This is a genomic window from Streptomyces sp. NBC_00464 (genome assembly GCF_036013915.1).
Lineage (GTDB): Bacteria > Actinomycetota > Actinomycetes > Streptomycetales > Streptomycetaceae > Streptomyces.
This window is the reverse complement of record NZ_CP107899.1, coordinates 6,409,265-6,426,777: the sequence shown is the minus strand read 5'-3', so window position 1 is coordinate 6,426,777 and position 17,513 is coordinate 6,409,265. Positions and strand designations below refer to the sequence as shown.

The window sequence follows — 17,513 nt, the reverse complement described above, 5'->3', positions numbered from 1 at the left end:
GCAGGCGCCCACGCCCGGTTCGGATGCTGGTTCACGACGGTTCTCCCTCCGGGCCGGTGGCCGGTGACGTGGGCGAGGCCGGGCCGGTGGCCGGTGACGTGGGCGAGGCCGGCGCGGTTGCGCTCTCCGACGCCGACGCACGTTCCGCATCCGAGTCCGAGGCCGGCTCCGCTCCGGCCGCCGGCTCCTCTCCCTCTGCCGGCTCCGGTGCCGGCTTCGCGCGCTCGCCGTGGCGGGCGGCGGCCACGACGGCCCACACCACCCAGACCAGGCCGAGCAGTCCCCGCACCCAGGCCGGGCTCAGCGGGATCCACGGGATCATGAACACGCCCTTGTCCAGCGCGTCGAGCAGCGTCAGACCGCCCAGCACCAACGTGACCCAGCCCAGCCCCGGCCGCTCCCGCCGCAGCACCAGCCCGATGCCCGTCCACCAGAGCCCGGTCAGCAGCAGCGCGAGGGCGGGCACATAGGTGGAGGCGAGGCCCATGGTCGAGCCGGCCACGTCCAGGCCGAGGCCGATGAGGCCGAGGACCGTGGCAGCCGTGGCGAGCCGGCTGGACCGCAGCCGGCGCCACCACAGCACCCCGCCGACCAGCACCAGGACCACCGCGATGCCGAGGGCCGCCTGCACCTCGATGCGCTCGATGCCGCGCGCCCCGTACCAGTCGCAGCCGGCCGGAAGCCGGCGCGCCTGCACGTTGTAGTCGGCGCAGACGAGCAGCTGGGCGAGCTTGACGGGCTCGCCCACCAGCCGGTCGGTACCGCCGTTGACGTCACCCCGCTCGGACCCGCACGCGGGCAGGGAACGCGGAGTGGAAGCGCCCGCGTCCGACTGCCAGCAGTTGCCCGCCCCCTGGCCGTCCCACCACACGTCGGCGCCGTTGGGGCGCGACCTGCCCTGCTTGTCCGTGCCGAGGTGGTTGTTCGCGTACCGGTTGTGGTGCGAGGTGTCGGTCTGCTTGCCGAGCGCGTCCTCACCGCGGATGAAGGCGGGTACGGCGCTCAGGAAGAAGGCGGCACGCTTCTGCCCGTAGACCCAGTTGTTCTCGTAGAGGTTCCAGTTGCCGCCCGCGGTGATGATGCCGGTGCCCGGCGGCATGGAGATCTGCGGGCAGACCACCCCGTCCTCGTAACCGCGCTCGACGGGCGGCTTGGCACACGTGCCGTCGGCGACGTACGGGTAGTAGTCGGCGTTGTTGTCGTGGATCAGGTTGCGCTCGAAGCGGGCGTGGTTCTGCGGCAGGCCGGGGTGGCCGGGGAAGGCGCTGTCCATCGAGGCGCCACCCATGTTGTGGTCGAACTCGTTGTCATGGACGTAGACCGAGTCACCCGCGGTGCCGGAGTAGCCGACCATGTTGTGGTGGCTGTGGCAGCCGGTGATCTCGATCGAGTAGCGCGGCACCTTGTAGCCGTACGCGTCGTTGATGTTCGACGCGCTGCCCGGGTAGATGCCGGAGTCGCCGTTGCCGTACGACTCGCAGTTCTTGTACAGGCCGTGATCGCTCGCGAAGGTCAGGAAGCCGTACTCGTCGTTCCACCGGGTCAGGACGTCGTCGATGACGAAACCGTCCTGGGCCAGGATGTACAGCGAGTTGAACGTGGTGCGCTGGGCGGTGAAGTTCTTGAAGTAGACGCCGTCGGAGCCGTCCGCACGCACCGCGTTGAGCTTCTGGTACTTGGCGTCGATGACGACGTCCGTGCGCGCGGCGCCGGTGCCCTCGATCTGGAGGTCCTTCTTGCCGAGGATCGCCACCAGGTTCTGGTTGTGCGGGCACTTCGCCTGCTGCTCGTAGCTCAGGATCTGGTAGCCGAGCTGGGAGTTGGGCGCCTTCAGCCGCTTGCACTCCCCCTTCGGCGCCGGCAGCGAGGGCTCCTCCTCGTAGAGGCCGGGCAGGATCGCGATGTTCTTCCCCGGCCCGGTGACGGCGTCCACGGCCTGCTGGAGATGGCGGTAGCCGGACTTCCGGCAGCGGTCGAAGAGCGTCAGGTTCCTGGTCCGCAGGGCGTCCGGGAAGCCGGATATCCGGCGCTCGAAATCGGCCCGGTCGCTCTTGCAGACCAGGAGATCGGGCTCGCCCGTGCGGTACACGGGGACGCTGCCGGTTCCGTCGGGCAGGGTGACCGGCCGTTCCTCGTGCGCCTGGGCGGCCGGGGCCGCGAGAAGGGCGGCAGCGAGCGCTGCCAGAACCACCAGAAGTCTTCGTGTCCACGACATGTGCCGGAGAGTAGAGCATTGTTCAACTTTTGGAACCCCCCTGTGCCGCACGAATGCCGTTGACTCGCCGCGATTCGATTCCTACGGTTGACCATAGGATTCCAGGATTCCGAACCCTTCCTCATGCACCGGGAGCACAGATGAGCGGCATCGAGCAAGCACGGAAGACGGCGGAAGGGCTCGCGCATTCCGCCGGATTCGGTAATCAGCACAGCTCGGAAGCGGTGCCGGGGGCGCTGCCGCACGGCCGTAACTCGCCGCAGCGCGCACCGCTGGGGCTCTACGCCGAGCAGCTGAGCGGCTCGGCCTTCACCGAGCCGCGCGCCCACAACCGCCGCTCCTGGCTCTATCGGATCCGCCCCTCCGCGGCCCATCCGCCGTTCGTCCGCATCGACAACGGCACCCTGCGCACCGCCCCGTTCACCGAATCCGTTCCCGACCCCAACCGGCTGCGCTGGGACCCGCTCCCGCAGCCCGCGCCCGGCACGGACTTCCTGTCCGGCCTGTGGACGCTGGGCGGCAACGGCGACGCCGCGCAGCGCACCGGTATGGCCGTCCACCTCTACGCCGCCGATACCGCCATGACCGACCGGGTGTTCAGCGACAGTGACGGCGAGCTCCTGATCGTCCCCGAGCACGGCGGTCTGCTGCTGCGCACCGAACTGGGCCTGCTGCGTGCCGAACCGGGCCATGTCGCCCTGATCCCGCGCGGTGTCCGCTTCCGGGTCGAGCTGCTCGACGCCACGGCCCGCGGCTATGTCTGCGAGAACTACGGCCAGCCGTTCGTCCTCCCCGACCTCGGCCCCATCGGCGCCAACGGCCTGGCGAACGCCCGTGACTTCCTCGCCCCGGTCGCCGCGTACGAGGACGTGGAGCGCCCGGTCGAGGTGGTCAACAAGTACTGCGGGAACCTCTGGTCGGCGACGTACGACCACTCGCCGCTCGATGTGGTCGCCTGGCACGGCAACCACACTCCGTACGTCTATGACCTGCACCGCTTCAATGTCATCGGCTCGATCAGCTACGACCACCCGGACCCGTCGATCTTCACGGTGCTGACCTCGCCGACGGACACCCCAGGCCTCGCCGGCGTCGACTTCGTGGTGTTCGCGCCGCGCTGGCTGGTGGGCGAGGACACCTTCCGGCCGCCGTACTTCCACCGCAACGTCATGAGCGAGTACATGGGCCTGATCGAGGGCGCGTACGACGCGAAGACGGCCGGCAAGGGGGGTTTCGTGCCCGGCGGCGGCTCTCTGCACAACATGATGTCGGCGCACGGCCCCGACCGGGAGACCTTCGAGCGGGCGAGCGCGGCGGAGCTGAAGCCGCAGAAGATCGACGACGGCCTGGCCTTCATGTTCGAGACCCGCTGGCCGGTCACCGCGACCGGACAGGCGGCGACGGCCGGCCATCTTCAGCACGGCTACGACGACGTGTGGCAGGGTCTGAGCCGCAACTTCCATCCGTAACCGGGCCCCGTGCAACGGCGACGACGAATGCAGGTGACCCAGGTGGCGCAGCCCCCTTCGAAGCCCCCCGCGCCCCCGGGGGCCGCCTTCGCGCCCGACTCGCTGGTCCTGAACCGCAAACTCCCGCTGTGGTATCAGGTCTCGCAGTCACTGCGGGCCTCGATACTGGGCCGCACGGCGGACGCCACCCTGCGGCTGCCGACCGAGGAACAGCTCGCCGCGCACTACGGCGTCAGCGTCCTCACCATGCGCCAGGCGCTCAAGGAGCTGGAGACGGAGGGGCTGATCAGCCGGCACCGGCGGCGCGGCACCTTCATCGAACCGCGCGCCCGCCGGGTCTCGCCGGTCCGGCTGCTCGGGTCGATCGACGCGATCGTCGCCCAGCAGTCGGGCGAGCGGACCATGGTGCTCGACCACGGCCCGTCCGCCGTGCCGGGCGATGTCGCGGAGTACTTCCCCGGCTGCGCGGAGGTCGTCGGCTATCGGCGGCTGCGGTGCGACGAGGAGACGGGTGAGCCGACCAACTGGGCGCAGAACTGGCTCCGTCCGGAGACCGCGGCCGGGCTCGATCCCGCCGATCTCGACCGCTGGCCGATGACCAAGGTGCTGCGCGACCGTGTCGGTGTCCACATCTCCCGGATCACCGACACGGTCGAGGCGCGGCTCGCCGACCCGGCCACCGCCGACCTCCTCCAGGTCCCGCTGCTCAGCCCGATCCTCTACTACACGGGTGTGACGTACGACGACGGCGGCCAGGTCGTCGATGTGGCGCAGATCCGTTACCGGGGCGACCGGTTCTCCTTCTCGGTCACGGTGGAGGCCCACTGACGGCCGCCGGCCGCGGGTCCCGGCAGGCGCCCCCTGCCCGGACCCCTGGCCGCGCCGTTACGATGCCGGGGAAGGCGGCAGACGTGGCGACGGGGAGGACGACACGGTGGCAGCTCCGGCGGCGGCCGGCTCCGGCGAGGGCCCGCACAGCCCGCTCCTCGACGACCTCATGCCCTGGTCCGTACGGCCGCTCAGGACCGGTCGCCCCTGGGTGACCGCCCCGGACGCGGCATCTCTCAGGGCCCGCTGGGAGCGGCTGGTACGGGCCCCGGAACCCGAGCGCGAGCGGTTGTTCGGGCCCACCCGTGCACGTACCCCGCAGACTCCGGTGGCGGCCCTGCCCGGACAGTCCACCGGGACCGGCCGGTTCGCCCGCGAGCCGGGGCCGTGCCCCGAGCCGGTACGGATCCTGCACGGACCGTTCGACGAACAGTGGCTGCTCCCCGACCACCGCCTGATCGACGCGGCCCGGCCCGAGCTGTGGCGGGTCGCCGACGACCACCAGGTCTTCCTGGTCGAGCACGGCCGGGTCCCCCAGGACACGGGCCCCGCCCTCTCGGTGACCGCACTGCTCCCCGACGGCCACTCCCCCGCGGGCCGGCCCGGCCGGATCCGTCCGCTGTACCGGCGCCCCGGCGGCGGTGAACCCAATCTGACTCCCGGGCTTCTCGCCCTGCTGCGTGCCCGCCACGGGGACACGGTCACCGCCGAGTCGGTCCTGGCCTGGATCCTTGCGGCGGCCCGCCGCACCCCGGCCGGCTGCGTGGTGCCGCTGCCCGCGGACACCGCACGCTGGTCGGCGGGGGTGGAGCTGGGGCAGGAGCTACTGCGGCTCCAGCTGCGCGGGGCGCGGGGCGGCGAGCGTCCCCGGCTGCCGGGCGGGCGCCGCCCCTATGTGCGGGCCGCCGTGCCGCCCGGCCCGTCGGAACTGTCGTACGACGCCGAGGAGCAGGTGCTGGCCCTCGGCTCCGGCCGCATCTCGCCGGTGCCCGCCGGTGCGTGGGAGTTCCAGGTGGGCGGCGTACGGATGCTGGAGCTGTGGTTCGGGCGCCGGACGGCGGTGTCCGGGGCGGACGGTCTGGAGGCCGTACTCCCCCGCACCTGGCCGCAGGAGTGGACCTCGGAGCTGCTGGAACTGATCACGCTGCTCGCCCTGCTCGCCGAACTGCGGCCCCGGCAGGACGAGCTGGCCGAGGGACCCGAGATCGGCGTACCCGAGCTACGGGCGGCGGGCGTACTGCCGGTGCCGGCCACCGCCCGGCGCCCCGCCTCCGTACTCGACCACCAGGAGGAGGGCCCGGACGGACAGTTCGCGCTGCTCTGACGCCGGCGGACCGCCCTAGGAGCGGCCGAAGGAGTCCAGCACGCGGGCCAGTGCCCGGTCGAACACGGCGTCCAGGTCGATCGGCCCGAGGTCCTCGGCGAACCCCGCCGCCATCCGCGGGTACTTCCCGGTCATGATCTGGCTGATCAGATACCCGGTACGGGCGGCCTGCTCCTGCTCCTCGGACCAGGGCAGCGACCGGCTGCGCTCCGCCGTGGCGATCTCATTGGCGGTGTACGTGGTGACCACGCCGTTGACCATGGCGATGAGTTCCATCTTCTCGCCGAACCGTGCGTCGACCCCGTCCAGGCAGCTCAGCGCGTACTCCAGGTACCGCAGGGCGTTCGGGCTGAATCCGTAGACGGGTGACATCAGCCGGGGCACCCACGTGTGCCGGCGCATCATCCCCCGCGCCTGGTGGGCGAGGGCGAGCAGGTCGGCGCGCCAGTCGCCGGAGGGCTCGGGGTAGTCGTACCCGGCGCTGACCGCGTCGAGCATCAGCTCGTACAGGTCCTCCTTGCGGGGCACGTAGTTGTAGAGCGACATGGTGCCGCAGCCGAGCTCGGCCGCCACCTTCCGCATCGACACCGCGTCGAGCCCCTCCGCGTCCGCGATACGCACGGCGGCGTCCGCGATGTCCGCACGGCTGAACGCGGGCTTGGGGCCCCTGCCCGCACGCTCGGGGCGCGCCCAGATCACTTCGGGTACAGCGGGTCGCCCCACCATTGATCATCACCTCGCTCACCATCGTAGTTACGTACGCCGTACGTAGTGCGGTACCGTGACGGCATGACAACTACGTACGCTGTACTTAGTGAAGGTCTGGAAAAGCGCTATGGCGACGTCCATGCGCTGAGCGGCCTCGATCTGGCCGTCGCCGAGGGCGCCGTCTGCGGGATGCTGGGGCCCAACGGCGCCGGCAAGACCACCGCCGTCCGCGTCCTCACCACGCTGACGGCACCCGACGGCGGCAGCGCCCGGATCGCGGGCCACGACGTGGTGCGGGAGGCCGGGGCCGTACGGGCGGCGATCGGCGTCACGGGGCAGAGCGCCTCCGTCGACGACGAACTCTCCGGCCGGCAGAACCTGCGGCTCTTCGCCCGGCTGCTCAAGTACCGGGGTCCGGCCGCGCGCACCCGGGCCGACGAGCTCCTCGAACGCTTCGAGCTGACCGACGCGGCCGACCGCCCGGCCCGCACCTACTCGGGCGGGATGCGCCGCCGCCTGGATCTCGCCGCCGGCCTGCTGGCCCGGCCCCGGGTGCTGTTCCTGGACGAGCCGACCACCGGTCTCGACCCGCACAGCCGCAATCAGATCTGGGCGGCGGTACGGGAGCTGGCGGGCCTCGGCACCACCGTCCTGCTCACCACGCAATACCTGGAGGAGGCCGATCACCTGGCCGACGACATCGTGCTCGTCGACAGCGGCCGGGTCGCCCACAGCGGCAGCCCCGCAGAGCTGAAGTCCCGGATCGGCAGCTACGCCGAAGTCGTCGTCGCCCACGCCTCCGCGCTCGGGCCGGCCGCGGCGGTCCTGGACCGGCTGACGGGCGCCGCGCCGGTGCTCGACCACGAGCGCCGCACGGTGGGTGCCGTCGCCACGGACCCCACGCTCACCCTGCCCCGGATCGTCCGTGAGCTCGACGCGGCGGGCGCGGCGGTGATCGACGCGAGTCTGCGGCCGCCCACCCTCGACGAGGTCTTCCTGCGCCTGACCGGCCGCAGCACCCCCATCAAGGAGACGGCAGCATGAGCACCGGCACCCTCCTCACCCACCGGCGGACGGCGGACGCCCCCCGCCCCGCGAACACACCGGTCACGGACGCCCTGGCCGTGCTCGGCCGCCATCTGCAACGGATCAAGGCGGCCCCGGGCGTCCTGATCCTGACCCAGACCATGCCGATCACGATGCTGCTGTTCTTCGGCTACGTCTTCGGCAGCGCCCTGGCCGTCCCCGGCCAGGAGTACCGCGCGTTCCTGGTGCCGGGGCTCCTGGCGGCGACCGCGGCGAACGGCATCATGACCGGGATGTTCCAGTCCGCGCAGGACTGCCACCGGGGCGTGATGGACCGGCTGCGCACCCTGCCGATGAGCCGGACCGCCGTGCCGCTCGGGCAGACCGCGGCCGATCTGCTGACCACGGCCGTCGGCCTGGTCCCGCTGATCCTGGTCGGGCTCGCCGTGGGCTGGCGGATCGAGGGCGGCCCGGTCGCCGCACTGGGCGCGTTCGGACTGCTCCTGCTGTTCCGGTTCGCCGCTTCGTGGGTGGGCTGCTGGCTGGGGCTCCTGATCCGCAACGAGGAGGCCGCCGGACAGCTGGGCGCGTCCACATTCATCCTGCCGCTGCTCTCCAGCGCGTACATCCCGACCGACAACCTGCCGGGATGGCTGCGCACGCTCGCGGAGTGGAACCCGATCAGCTCCGTCGCCGCAGCCGTCCGCGACCTCTTCGGCAATGCCGCACCTGCGGCCGACGCGGCCTGGCCGGTCGCCCACCCGGTGGCCGGGACGCTGCTCTGGTCGGCGCTGCTGCTCGCGGTCGCCGTCCCGCTCGCCGTACGCCGCTACTCGCACGGCGACGAATGACGACCTGGGCGCGCCCGCTCAGCCGGGCAGCGCGACCGGCCGGTCCAGTGCGCCCAGCAGGGAGACGAAGCTCGACTCCAGGAAGGCGCCGAGTTCGTCGAGGGCGTCCGGCCCGTCGAGCGGCCAGCTGGTGACGGCCTCCTCGGCGAAGGCCATCCAGGCCCGGGCGGCGACGAGCAGCCGCGGCGAATCCGGCATCCCGAGGCGCCGCTGCCCCTCCCGCACCCGCCGGGCCAGGATGTTGCGGGTGGACTCGACGATGTCCTCCACTGCGGGATGGCTGCCGGCGGCGCCGCGGACCAGGGCGAGATAGACCCTGCGGTGCTCCGTGACGTACGCCGCGAACCCGGCGATGAACGCCCGCAGCCAGGGGACGGGCTCCAGCGAGGGGTCCGGCTCCGTGGCGTCGGCGAAGTCGTCGCACTCCTGCTGCACCACGGAGCGGTAGAAGTCGCGCTTGGAGTCGAAGTAGTGGAAGAGCAGTCCCCGGGAGATACCGGCGCGGCGCGCCACATCGTCGGTGGAGAGCTCGTCCAGCGAGCGATCGGAAAGCATGTCCACGCCAATCGCGACCAATTGCGCCCTTCGCTCGTCGGGGCTCAGGCGCGCGGCTCGCTTCTCGGGCATGTCGACAGTGTAGAAGTACTTCGGCGCCGAATTACCTCGGTACCCACTTCACCAAAAAGACACACATGCGGCCACGAGCCCGACATGACCCGAACGAGAGGTCCAAGGGGCCCACGCGGACATGGCGACGCGCCACTGCCGGCTCCGGGGATGACGGAAGAGCGGGCAGCAGCGCGGTACCGGGACCGGGGCGTCGGATCAGCGGCGGCTACCGAAGAGTGAGCGCCGCAGTCGCCGCAGCGGGGCGAAGAGCGAGACCCGCGCGCTCTTGCTCCGGCGGGTGTGCGCGGCATCGCGCGAGGTGAGCTCGCGCATCAGCAACGTAGCCTCCGCGGACTCGCGCTGCGGGACGGCGGGGCCGCCCAGCACTGCGAGATGGCGGTCGAGGCGCGAACTTGTCGCGCTGCTTCCGCAGGTGATAGCAGGCACACGCGCCCTGCTGCGCATCGTTATCTGTTCCATGTCACTCCCCACCCGTACGAGGGCACCCGGCCCGGGCAGGTTAACCCTATCGCTCATCGGCGACACGCGTGTATCCCGGGCGCAGGATTGAGCACACACATACGGAGGTTGACGACCTGTCTGCGAATCTGCTCGATTCCAGGGTGAGTTGGACAGATCGTCAGGCTCCGGACACATCAAGCCGGTCGGGACCCGCCCACCGGAAGCAGCCCCGGCCTGCGGGGCCCACACCGGCGGGCGGCCCGACGGGACGCCGCCCGGAAGCGGCGAACAGATGTACGCGCCGGTCAGTCGAGCGAGTTGAGCACGGGCAGATAACCACCGGACTGCCCGGCGGCGAAGGGGTGGTACGACTCGCCGATGTTGAGCCAGTTGAGGCTGTGCAGCCAGGCGCTTCCGGAGCAGATCTCGTGCCCGGCGAACTGCCCGGCGACATCACCGAAGGTGAAGCCGTGGTCGGCGGCACGCTTGGCGGTGGCCGCGTTGAGGTAGTCGGCGGCGCCGTTGATGGCGGTGCGCACCTTGTCGCTCAGGCCGACGACGCAGCTGCCGCCGATCTTGTAGAAGCGCGGGTAGCCGAGGACGACGACATGGGCGGACGGAGCCTTGGCGCCGATCGCGTCGTACACCGAGTCGAGCTTGCCGGGCAGCGTGGAGTCCACATAGCTGCGGGCGGTGGCGATCCGGCTGAGACAGGTGGCCTCCGACTGGAGGACACAGGTCGTCATGACATCGGCGAATCCCGCGTCGTTGCCGCCGATGGAGATCGAGACGAGGTCGGTCGAGGAGGTGAGCGGTCCGAGCTGGCTCGCCGTCACGTCACCGGTGCGCGCACCCGAGCAGGCGGTGAAGGCGAACGAGGCGGGCGCGTGGGCGGCCGCCCAGAGCGAGGGGTAGGCGAGGGTGCTGCGCTTGCAGTCACCACTGGAGCCGATGTAGCTGCCGGAACCGACCCCCGAGGAGTAGGAGTCACCCAGCGCGACGTAGTCGACGGCTTGAACCGACGGTGCGGCATTCGCGGTGGCCGCCCCGGTCAGGGCGATGACGGCGCCGAGCAGGAGCGAGGACGAGAACGCCACAAGTCTGGACATTTTCATAGAACCTCCCTTGGACCGACCGGCAGGATCTCTGCCACGTCCGTGGTAGCAGCAACGACGGCCCTTTCGGAAGTGTCCATGCCAAGTCCATCGGGTGAGCTTTTCCCGACGGCGCTCTGAGTACGTGTCAGAACGGCGCGGGCGCACCCGGTGACGGACTCCTGGCTCTCCGCCCCGGGCGGGCGGAGGCAGCTGACGAAACATGGGTGCGCCGGGTGCGCCGGTGCCGGATCATGGGCGCCATGTCTGCCAACCCCGAGTCCGCTCTGCCGATCCGGCTCACCGTCGACGACAGCGACTCCCCGTCCGACGTCGTCGACGCGCTGCTCCTCGGCCGTTTCGCGACGGGCGAGCAGCCGTACTCGCACAGCTCATCCCTCGACCGCGTCAGAACGGGTGCCACCCTCCTTCCCGCGGCCGCGAAGGTACTGCGCGCCGCCCGTGACGACGACCGCAGCGCCACACTCGCCGAGGGCGAGGGCTGGACGCTGCTCATCTCGCGATGGAACCGGGGCGCGGACGTCACGGTCACCGCGACCAGCGCCGAACTGGCCCACAAGGTGCTCGACGAGGCCACGGAAGGCGCCCAGGACGAACCGGAACCCCAGCCCGAAAACGTGGCCATGGGTTTCTGGTACGTCTCGCCGCGCCGCGGACCGTACCGTACGACCCGTCAGATCGCGGCCGGCACCTGGGACGAGGTCCGGCCCAACTACACCGCACCCGTGGCCGATGCCATGGACCGGCTGATGAAGGTCACCCCGGACGACATCGCGGGCCGGCTGCTCCTGCTGCACGGACCCCCCGGCACCGGCAAGACGTCCGCCCTGCGCACGCTGGCCCGGTCGTGGCGGGACTGGTGCCAGGTCGACTGCGTGCTCGACCCGGAGCGGCTCTTCAACGACGTCGGCTATCTGATGGACATCGCGATCGGCGAGGACGACGGCAGCGCGAAGGGCCGCTGGCGGCTGCTGCTCCTGGAGGACTGCGACGAGCTGATCCGCGGCGAGGCCAAGCACACGGCGGGCCAGGCGCTGTCGCGGCTGCTGAACCTCACGGACGGGCTGCTGGGCCAGGGCCGCAACGTGCTGGTGGGCGTGACGACCAACGAGGACCTGGAACGGCTGCACCCGGCGGTCGTCAGACCCGGCCGCTGCCTGGCCCGGATCGAGGTGGGCCCGCTGACCCGCAAGGAGTCGGTGGCCTGGCTCGGCACGGAGGAGGGCCTGGGCCGGGACGCGGCCCGCGAGGGGACGACCCTGGCGGAGCTGTACGCACTGCGCCGCGGCACGGGCCCCGCATCGGTCCCCAAGCAGGACTCGGGGGCGGACGCGGGTCTGTACCTCTGAGACCGGCGCACGAGCGGGCCCGGCGGCTGGATCCCGCCCCGCCTCAGTCCGTGTACACCGCCCGTACCGCGTCCTGGGCCAGCTCCAGTGCCCGCGCCCGGGACATCCCCAGCCGCCGGGCCTGTTCCGCGTACTCGCGCGCCGCGGACGCCGCGTTGCGTTCGGCCGCGTCGCCCGCAGCGGCGACGAACGTCCCGTTGCGCCCCCGGGTCTCGATCACCCCGTCCGCCTCCAGCGCCCGGTACGCCTTGGCGACGGTGTTGGCGGCGAGGCCCAGTTCCTCGGCGAAGCCGCGTACGGTCGGAAGTCTGTAGCCGACCGGCAGCGCGCCGGAGCGGGCCAGTTCGGAGATCTGCGTGCGCAGCTGCTCGTACGGGGCGGTGCCGGCATCCGGGTCAACGGCGATCTTCAGAGTCACGGGCCGATTCTGCCCCACCGCCGGAAATTCGGGGGCGGACGGGCCGGACCTGCGGGTACGGTCCGGCACATGACTGTCATCGTGCGCGATTTCCGGCCCGCCGACGCCGAGGACTGGGTGCGGGTGAGGCGCGCCGCACTCCCGTTCATGGTCATGACGCCGGAGGGGGTGGCCTTCGACCTGGCCTCCGCCCATCCCGACAAGCGCTACCGGATGCTGGTCGCGGAGGAGGACGGCGAGATCATCGGAACGGCCCAGGTGGGTCTGGCGCACGAGAGCCCCGAGCCGGGGCAGGCGTTCTGCAATCCGTACACCCACCCGGAGCGGACCGGCCGGGGAGCGGGCACACTGCTGCTGCGCACGGCCGAGGAGTATCTGGCCCTGGCCGGCGCGACCTCGGTCTACACCTGGGTCCTGGACACCCCCGGTGACCGGGCGTTCGCGGCGAAGCACGGCTATGCGCCGAGCCGGCCGGCGCACTTCTTCCATCTCGACCTGGCGGGCGGCGCACTGCCGCCCCGCCAGGAGCTCCCGGCCGGTGTCGAGCTGCGTACCGGCGCCGACTTCGCCGACGACCCGCGCCCGCTCTTCGAGGCGGACGCCGAGACCACCGCGGACGAGCCCAGCGACACGCCGGCCCAGCTCTCGGACTACGAGGAGTGGCTGGGCGAGACCTGGCGCAACCCCTGCCTCGACCACCGCCTCACCTCGGTCGTCGTGGCCGACGGGCTGGTGGCCGCGTTCAGCGCGGCACAGACCGACGGCGCGAGCCGCTACTGGTCGGGGATGACCGGCACCCGGCGGGCGTACCGCGGCCGCGGTCTTGCGAAGCTCGCGAAGAACGACTCGCTGCACCGGGCGCGCGACGCCGGGTACACCGACGCCTACACCGGCAATGACGCCGACAACGGTCCGATGCTGGCGATCAACCGCTGGTTCGGCTACGAACTCTGTGCCACGGAGGTACGCCATGTCCGCAGGCTCGGCTGACGCCGGACTGACGGTAGTCCTGGTCAAGGCGGGAAAGACCAAGATCCGGTACCCCGCCGCCCTGGTCGCCGACGACGGCACCCGGGTGACGGTGCGGGCGCCCTGGGCCGCCCCCGGCGTCCGCGACTTCGGCTTCGTACGGTTCGAGCCGGGTGACGTCTTCACCGAGCACTACTGGCGCGACGCCTGGTACGCGGTGAAGGAGGTCCGCACGGGGGCGGGCGAACTCAAGGGCTGGTACTGCGATGTGACCCGCCCGGCCGTGCTGCGGAACGGCGAGCTGCTCGTCGAGGACCTGGATCTCGATCTGTGGGTGTCGGCGGACCGCTCCGCCGTACTGCGGCTGGACGAGGACGAGTTCGAGGAGAGCGGTCTGGCCGGACGCGACCCGGAGGCGGCGCGGGCCGCCTCGGCTGCTCTGGACGAGCTGGAACGGCTCGCGCGTACGGAGGAGGGGCTGGCCGGCCTGCTGGGCTGAGCCACCCCGCCCCGGCCGGCCGAGGTCCCCTCAGCCCGCCACCAGCTCCACCTCGTACCCCGCCGCGTCCTCCAGATACGCGGCCACGTGCCCGTCGCCGCCCGCGTGCGGATGCCGGTCCGTGAAGAGCAGCCGCCAGCCGTGCTCCGGGGCCCGGGCCACCAGCGCGTCGAGGGTGGCCCGGTCCTCGACGTGGAACGCCAGGTGGTTGAGCCCGGGACGCCGTCGCTCGTGCGCTCCGGGGGCCAGGTCGGGCGACTGCTCGATCACCACGTAGCTGTCACCCCGGCGCCAGCTCCGCCCGTGCGCCCATTGCTGGTACGGGACATGGCCCAGCTCACCGAGGAGCCAGCCCCAGCCGGACGCGGCGGCCACCAGATCGGGCACCCACAGTTCGATGTGGTGCAGCCGCCCGGTGCGGACCCCGCCGGCCGGCAGCGGGACGGCCCGTCGCACGCCCCGAGGTTCGAACGCGACGGTGTCGCCGTCCTCGTGCCAGTGGATCAGGAAGTGCTCCCCCGCCCGGTAGCCGTCGAGGCCTGCGCGGCAGTACGCGACCATGTCGTCCGGCAGGGCGTCCAGCGGGAACCACCCCAGCTCGGAGCACTTGTCCGGTTCGCGGTTGTACGGCGGCCGGTCCGGGTCGTACGCCGCCTCGAAGAACCAGCCCGTCCTGGGGCTGCCGCCCGGCCCCCGGTGCTGCATGACCAGAGCCATCCGCAGCTCCTCCGGCCGGAGCGTCACCCCGATCTCCTCGGCCGCCTCGCGGATCACCGCCTCCCGGACGTCCTCCCCGTCCTCCACATGTCCGGACGGGGCGTGCAGCAGCCCGTCCGCATACCCCGTACCGGCCCGACGGGCGAGCAGGACGTCCGAGCCGCGGCGGAGGATCAGATGCACATCGACGACCTCGGTGTGCCGGCGCGGAGGTTCGGCCCGCGCCACCAGCGCGTAGCGCTCGTCGTCGACCTCCTTGCCCCAGAGGTCGCGGTCGCCGGAGAGCGGCTCGTGGTGGACGCGCTCGGTGAAGGGGGCGAGCAGCGCGGTGAGTTGCCCGGCGGACAGACCCACCCCGTTCCACACGCCTTCGACCAGCACCAGTCTGCCGCCGGGACGCAGCAGGCCGAACCAGTGGCGCAGGGCCTCCGCCGGATCCGGGAGCAGCCACACCACGTGCCGGGCCAGGATCACGTCGAACCGCTGCTTGCCGACGGGCGGCGCGGCGGCGTCCCCGGTCAGCACCTCGGTCCCCGTACCGGCAAGCTTGGCGCGTGCCTGCTCCACCATGCGGGGCGAGCGGTCCACGGCGGTGACCCGGTGGCCCTGGCCGGCGACGAGCAGCGACAGGCTTCCGGTGCCGCACCCGAGGTCGAGCACCTCGGAACGCTCCCGGGGCAGCCAGCTCTCCAGGCGCTGCGCCCAGGCGTGCCGGACCACGGGATCGAGCAGGCCGTGGTCCGGCTCCTCGTCGAAGGAACCGGCGGCTGAATCCCAGTCGATCGTCGTCATGAACCGATCGTGCCAGCTGCCACTGACAGCGGGGCCGGCCTCCCCGGGAAGGCCGGCCCCCGGACTGCCCGCCGTTCCCTACCCGATGACCGAGGCGCAGGTGGTCGGGGTGGCGTGCGCCGGGTCGAGGGCGTTCGCCACCTCGTGGTAGGCGATCCGGTCGATGGTCCCGATCGCCACGTGCTCGGACAGGTCGACCGGGCACAGGTCCTGGAGCAGGACGTTGTGTACGTCCGGCCCGTCCAGGAACTGTGTCCGGTACGGGGTCACGACCTCGTCGTACTTGGTCGCGATGACGGTGTAGTGCACGCCGGGCACGGTGTCGGGCACCGAGTTGAGCTTGGTGACGAAGGGCGATCCGGCCACCTGGTCGGCGAGTCCGGGTGTGCCGGCGTTGAGCAGGTCCTCGGCGCCGGGGAAGTACGGCAGCAGCTTGGTCAGGCCGAGGAGGGTGGTCCCGTGGTTGTCGGGCGCGATCCCGACCAGGGCGTTGACCTTCGCCGCTCCGCCGAGGAACTTCAGGTAGTAGTTCGGCATCATGCCGCCCTGGGAGTGGCCGACGAGGTCGGCCTTGGGGGCCCCGGTGGAGGCGAGCACCTTGTCGACGAAGACGGAGAGCTGTCCGGCCGACTTGTCGATGGGGCCGAGGCCGTTGAAGAGCGGCACTCCGGGGAGCTGGCCGTAGTCGAGCGAGTAGACGCAGTAGCCCCGGTTGACCAGGTAGGGGGCCAGAACGAGCCAGTTGTCGACGGAGTTCCCGAAGGTCCCGTGGACCAGCACGACGGGCCGGGGGTGGGCTGCGGAGGGCTTGCAGGAGTAGTCGTTCCAGCCACGGGAGGTGGTGGACGTGGCGACGGTGGGGGTGGCTGCAGCGGCAGTGGCCGTGGGGGTGGCGACTGCGGCGACGGCGAGGAACAGTGCGGCGAGGGTTGTCCGCGCACGTGGGGTACGCGACGCACGGGTCCAGGGCAGCATCGTGTGGTCTCCTTGCGGCTCAAGGGAGTTGCGATGTCTGTGCACCCTGCGGCCCGGACCACAAGTTCTGACAACGTTCTAGGTGCTCATGCCAACTTACGCACGAGTAAGGTTGCGTGGGAAGTTACGCGTCGGTAAAAACTGACGCGGTAGTAACCGTAGCTTCAGGACAGTCCCGGGCGGGCGGGTCAGGCCGCGAGTCGCCCCGGCATCACTGCCTGCGGCCCGAATTTCTCGCGCAGCCGGTCCGCGACCGCCTCGATCCGCCGCGCCCGTTCGTCGACCGGGTCGAAGGTCAGCTGGTGCGCGGCCCGCCCGGCGTCGCCGAGCCCCTCGGCGCGCAGCGCGATCCCCCGTACCCGGGCCCGTTGCAGGGCGAACGAGTCATGGATCCGGTAGGCGAGCGCGGTGAGTTCCGCGGAGTGCGCGGTGGGCTCGCGGAGCGTACGGCTGCGGGTCAGCGTCGCGTAGCCGGTCCGGTCGGCATAGCGCACGGAGACCGCGAGCGAGCGGCACACCCGCCCCTCGCCGCGCATCCTCGCCCCCAGCTCCTCGGTGAGCGACATGAGCGCGCGGCGCTGCCGCTCCCGGTCCAGTTCGTCACGCGGGAAGGTCCGTTCGGCGGCGAGCGAGCGGGACGCTGCGTTCGGTACGACCGCCGTACGGTCGATGCCGTGCGCCCGCTCCCACAGCTCGCGCCCGGTCCGCACCCCGGTGATCCGCTGGAGAGTACCGAGCGGGGCGGCCGCGATCCGGCCGACGGAGTCGAGCCCGTATCCGCACAGGGTGCGGGCCGTCGCCGCCCCGACGCCGTCCAGCGTGGCGGCCGGCCGGTCCGCGAGGAAGGCGGCGGCCCCTCCCGCGGGCACCACGAAGGTCGTCCCGGGCGCGGCCTGCCGGGCCGCCATCCGGGCCAGCATCGGGTTCTCGGCGGCCCCGATCGCGCAGTCCGCCCCGTGCAGGGCCAGCGCGCGGACCCGGATCACCGAGGACAGCCCCGTCACGTCCCGCCCGAAGTAGCGCAGCGCGCCCCGCACATCGGCCAGCGCCCCGTCGGGCGGCGCCGCCTCGACGACCGGGGTGAACGAACCGAGCAGGGCGAGCAGCCCCGCGTAACCGGCGCCGTCCGGGAGCCCGCCGCCGACCCGGCGGAACCGCAGGCAGAGGATTCCGGGCTGCTCGCTCAT

17 protein-coding genes are annotated in these 17,513 nt (G+C 71.8%); 8 read left to right on the top strand and 9 right to left on the bottom strand.

All coding sequences use genetic code 11. The annotated features are described in order from the left end of the window. Window positions 1–31: 31 nt before the first annotated feature. Window positions 32–2,215, bottom strand: a complete 2,184-nt coding sequence (locus OG912_RS28860) for a right-handed parallel beta-helix repeat-containing protein (RefSeq protein ID WP_327711891.1) — start codon at window positions 2,213–2,215, stop codon at window positions 32–34. A 140-nt stretch (window positions 2,216–2,355) separates the two neighbouring features. On the opposite strand from OG912_RS28860, the gene hmgA reads away from it, so the two are divergent. The 3 genes from hmgA (at window position 2,356) to OG912_RS28845 (ending at window position 5,836) form a co-directional block, all read left to right on the top strand. Beyond that, on the top strand, window positions 2,356–3,684 hold the full coding sequence (hmgA, locus tag OG912_RS28855) for a homogentisate 1,2-dioxygenase (RefSeq protein ID WP_326735337.1): 1,329 nt from the start codon (window positions 2,356–2,358) through the stop codon (window positions 3,682–3,684). 27 nt (window positions 3,685–3,711) lie between these two features. Next, the gene (locus tag OG912_RS28850; RefSeq protein WP_327711890.1) at window positions 3,712–4,512 is read left to right on the top strand and encodes a GntR family transcriptional regulator; all 801 of its coding nucleotides are present in this window, start codon (window positions 3,712–3,714) and stop codon (window positions 4,510–4,512) included. 106 nt (window positions 4,513–4,618) lie between these two features. Then, window positions 4,619–5,836 (top strand): type ISP restriction/modification enzyme, encoded by a 1,218-nt coding sequence (locus OG912_RS28845; RefSeq protein WP_327711889.1) that lies wholly within the window; start codon window positions 4,619–4,621, stop codon window positions 5,834–5,836. Window positions 5,837–5,851: 15 nt separating this feature from the next. Here the strand turns inward: OG912_RS28845 and OG912_RS28840 are convergent, their stop codons facing one another. Continuing rightward, window positions 5,852–6,562 (bottom strand): TetR/AcrR family transcriptional regulator, encoded by a 711-nt coding sequence (locus tag OG912_RS28840; RefSeq protein ID WP_327711888.1) that lies wholly within the window; start codon window positions 6,560–6,562, stop codon window positions 5,852–5,854. A gap of 63 nt (window positions 6,563–6,625) precedes the next feature. Between OG912_RS28840 and OG912_RS28835 the strand changes: the two genes are divergently transcribed. Both OG912_RS28835 and OG912_RS28830 read left to right on the top strand, forming a co-directional pair. After that, window positions 6,626–7,588, top strand: coding sequence for an ATP-binding cassette domain-containing protein (locus OG912_RS28835; protein WP_327711887.1), 963 nt, complete (start codon window positions 6,626–6,628; stop codon window positions 7,586–7,588). Next, window positions 7,585–8,421: an ABC transporter permease gene (locus OG912_RS28830; RefSeq protein ID WP_327711886.1), complete on the top strand. Its 837-nt coding sequence runs from the start codon at window positions 7,585–7,587 to the stop codon at window positions 8,419–8,421. The genes OG912_RS28835 and OG912_RS28830 overlap by 4 nt, the downstream gene beginning before the upstream one ends. Window positions 8,422–8,439: 18 nt before the next feature. On the opposite strand, the gene OG912_RS28825 is transcribed toward OG912_RS28830, so the two are convergent. From OG912_RS28825 to OG912_RS28815, 3 genes are all read right to left on the bottom strand, one after another. Beyond that, the gene (locus tag OG912_RS28825; RefSeq protein WP_326735343.1) at window positions 8,440–9,048 is read right to left on the bottom strand and encodes a TetR/AcrR family transcriptional regulator; all 609 of its coding nucleotides are present in this window, start codon (window positions 9,046–9,048) and stop codon (window positions 8,440–8,442) included. Window positions 9,049–9,246: 198 nt separating this feature from the next. Then, window positions 9,247–9,510 carry a hypothetical protein gene (locus OG912_RS28820; RefSeq protein WP_327711885.1) on the bottom strand — a complete coding sequence of 88 codons (264 nt, stop codon included), beginning with the start codon at window positions 9,508–9,510 and terminating at the stop codon, window positions 9,247–9,249. A gap of 287 nt (window positions 9,511–9,797) precedes the next feature. After that, on the bottom strand, window positions 9,798–10,607 hold the full coding sequence (locus OG912_RS28815) for an SGNH/GDSL hydrolase family protein (protein WP_327711884.1): 810 nt from the start codon (window positions 10,605–10,607) through the stop codon (window positions 9,798–9,800). Between the two features lie 233 nt (window positions 10,608–10,840). Here OG912_RS28815 and OG912_RS28810 point away from each other — a divergent pair, with 233 nt between their 5' ends. Continuing rightward, a complete protein-coding gene (locus tag OG912_RS28810; RefSeq protein WP_327711883.1) occupies window positions 10,841–11,956 on the top strand; it encodes a DUF5925 domain-containing protein in 1,116 nt (371 codons plus the stop codon). Between the two features lie 43 nt (window positions 11,957–11,999). Here OG912_RS28810 and OG912_RS28805 read toward each other — a convergent pair whose 3' ends face one another. After that, window positions 12,000–12,374, bottom strand: coding sequence for a GntR family transcriptional regulator (locus OG912_RS28805; protein WP_327711882.1), 375 nt, complete (start codon window positions 12,372–12,374; stop codon window positions 12,000–12,002). A 69-nt stretch (window positions 12,375–12,443) separates the two neighbouring features. Here OG912_RS28805 and OG912_RS28800 point away from each other — a divergent pair, with 69 nt between their 5' ends. Continuing rightward, a complete protein-coding gene (locus OG912_RS28800) occupies window positions 12,444–13,364 on the top strand; it encodes a GNAT family N-acetyltransferase (protein WP_327711881.1) in 921 nt (306 codons plus the stop codon). After that, the gene (locus OG912_RS28795) at window positions 13,345–13,842 is read left to right on the top strand and encodes a DUF402 domain-containing protein (protein ID WP_327711880.1); all 498 of its coding nucleotides are present in this window, start codon (window positions 13,345–13,347) and stop codon (window positions 13,840–13,842) included. The genes OG912_RS28800 and OG912_RS28795 overlap by 20 nt, the downstream gene beginning before the upstream one ends. Window positions 13,843–13,872: 30 nt before the next feature. Here OG912_RS28795 and OG912_RS28790 read toward each other — a convergent pair whose 3' ends face one another. The 3 genes from OG912_RS28790 to OG912_RS28780 form a co-directional block, all read right to left on the bottom strand. Next, entirely contained in the window at window positions 13,873–15,351 is a 1,479-nt protein-coding gene (locus OG912_RS28790) for a trifunctional class I SAM-dependent methyltransferase/NUDIX hydrolase/VOC family protein (protein WP_327711879.1), read from the bottom strand. Window positions 15,352–15,429: 78 nt separating this feature from the next. Further along, complete coding sequence (locus tag OG912_RS28785) at window positions 15,430–16,326, bottom strand: esterase/lipase family protein (RefSeq protein ID WP_327711878.1); 897 nt, start codon at window positions 16,324–16,326, stop codon at window positions 15,430–15,432. A 188-nt stretch (window positions 16,327–16,514) separates the two neighbouring features. Then, window positions 16,515–17,513 (bottom strand): DNA polymerase Y family protein, encoded by a 999-nt coding sequence (locus OG912_RS28780; protein WP_327711876.1) that lies wholly within the window; start codon window positions 17,511–17,513, stop codon window positions 16,515–16,517.

Coding starts and splice junctions, on each gene's coding strand:
- OG912_RS28840 (WP_327711888.1), bottom strand. CDS start 6,562: ATGGTGGGGCGACCCGCTGTACCCGAAGTGATCTGGGCGCGCCCCGAG.
- OG912_RS28860 (WP_327711891.1), bottom strand. CDS start 2,215: ATGTCGTGGACACGAAGACTTCTGGTGGTTCTGGCAGCGCTCGCTGCC.
- OG912_RS28800 (WP_327711881.1), top strand. CDS start 12,444: ATGACTGTCATCGTGCGCGATTTCCGGCCCGCCGACGCCGAGGACTGG.
- OG912_RS28830 (WP_327711886.1), top strand. CDS start 7,585: ATGAGCACCGGCACCCTCCTCACCCACCGGCGGACGGCGGACGCCCCC.
- OG912_RS28815 (WP_327711884.1), bottom strand. CDS start 10,607: ATGAAAATGTCCAGACTTGTGGCGTTCTCGTCCTCGCTCCTGCTCGGC.
- OG912_RS28810 (WP_327711883.1), top strand. CDS start 10,841: ATGGGCGCCATGTCTGCCAACCCCGAGTCCGCTCTGCCGATCCGGCTC.
- OG912_RS28835 (WP_327711887.1), top strand. CDS start 6,626: ATGACAACTACGTACGCTGTACTTAGTGAAGGTCTGGAAAAGCGCTAT.
- OG912_RS28785 (WP_327711878.1), bottom strand. CDS start 16,326: ATGCTGCCCTGGACCCGTGCGTCGCGTACCCCACGTGCGCGGACAACC.
- hmgA (WP_326735337.1), top strand. CDS start 2,356: ATGAGCGGCATCGAGCAAGCACGGAAGACGGCGGAAGGGCTCGCGCAT.
- OG912_RS28850 (WP_327711890.1), top strand. CDS start 3,712: ATGCAGGTGACCCAGGTGGCGCAGCCCCCTTCGAAGCCCCCCGCGCCC.
- OG912_RS28780 (WP_327711876.1), bottom strand. CDS start 17,513: ATGAGCGAGCAGCCCGGAATCCTCTGCCTGCGGTTCCGCCGGGTCGGC.
- OG912_RS28790 (WP_327711879.1), bottom strand. CDS start 15,351: ATGACGACGATCGACTGGGATTCAGCCGCCGGTTCCTTCGACGAGGAG.
- OG912_RS28820 (WP_327711885.1), bottom strand. CDS start 9,510: ATGGAACAGATAACGATGCGCAGCAGGGCGCGTGTGCCTGCTATCACC.
- OG912_RS28795 (WP_327711880.1), top strand. CDS start 13,345: ATGTCCGCAGGCTCGGCTGACGCCGGACTGACGGTAGTCCTGGTCAAG.
- OG912_RS28825 (WP_326735343.1), bottom strand. CDS start 9,048: ATGCCCGAGAAGCGAGCCGCGCGCCTGAGCCCCGACGAGCGAAGGGCG.